General features: G+C 68.8%; 1 pseudogene. It reads right to left on the bottom strand.

From position 1 onward, the window contains the following. Window positions 1-1,074, bottom strand: a pseudogene (locus AC07VX_RS26845) (heme utilization protein); the annotation flags it as partial.

The raw sequence follows: 1,074 nt of genomic DNA, 5'->3' as shown, positions 1-1,074 counted from the left end.
GCGCACCCACCTGGACGGAACTCAGCGCGGCGAACTGGGCGGTGCCCAGCGCGTTGAGGTTGTCGGTGGCGAGGTTGGCGAGCTGGGTGCTCGTCAGCGCCTGCACCTGGGTGGACGACAGGTTGCCGAACTGGCTGCTGGTGAGGCTGTTCAGATCAGCCGTGCCGAGCGTGGAGATCTGCGCGGTGGTCAGGCTGTTGACCTGGCCGCTGCTCAGCGCACGCAGCTGATCGCTGGTGAAGGCATCGAGCTGGGCGGACGTGAGGTTGCGCAGGGCCGCGGTGGAGATGGACTTGATGTCGCCCGTCTCGATGGCGGCCAGCTGTGCGGTGGACAGGCTGCCGACCTGATCCGAACCCAGCGCCGCGACCTGGGACGAGGTGAGGGCGACCATGTCGCCGGTCGTCAGGCCCTTGAGCTGGGCGGTGCCCAGCGCGCCGATCTGCGCGGTGGTCATGGAACCGACGGCGTCGCTGGCGAGCGCGCCGATTTGATCGGACGACAGGCCACCCAGTGCCGCGGTGGTGACGCCGCGCAGGTCGGCGGTTTCGAGCTTGGCGAGCTGACCGGTGGTCAGGGCGCCGAACTGGCTCGACGACAGCGCTGCAAACTGGGCCGAGCCCATCGCGTTGAGGTTGTCCGTCGTCAGGTTGCCCAGCTGGGTGGTTGTCAGGGCCTTGATCTGGGCTGTCGACAGGCTCGCGATCTGGCCCGTCGTCAGCACGTTCAGGTCGGCCGTGGACAGACTGATGACCTGCGGCGTGGTGGTCAGCGCGTTGAGCTGGGTGGAGGTCAGCGCCCGCAGCTGGTCGCTGGTGAGGGCGTCGAGCTGGTCGGTGGACAGGTTGCGCAGAGCGCTGGTCGAGATGGCCTTGACGTCGCCGGTTTCGATGGCGGCGATCTGTGCCGTAGACAGCGCACCGGCCTGGGCCGAGTTCAGCGTGCCCACCTGGGCGGAGGTGAGGGCGACCATGTCGCCGGTCGTCAGGCCCTTGATCTGGCCGGTGCTCAGCGCGCCGATCTGCGCGGTGGACATCGAGCCGACGGCATCGCTGGCGAGCGCGCCGACCTGGT

This window comes from Roseateles sp. GW821-FHT03B02, assembly GCF_059421025.1.
Note: the sequence above shows the minus strand (reverse complement) of the source record. Positions and strands in the feature narration are given on the sequence as shown.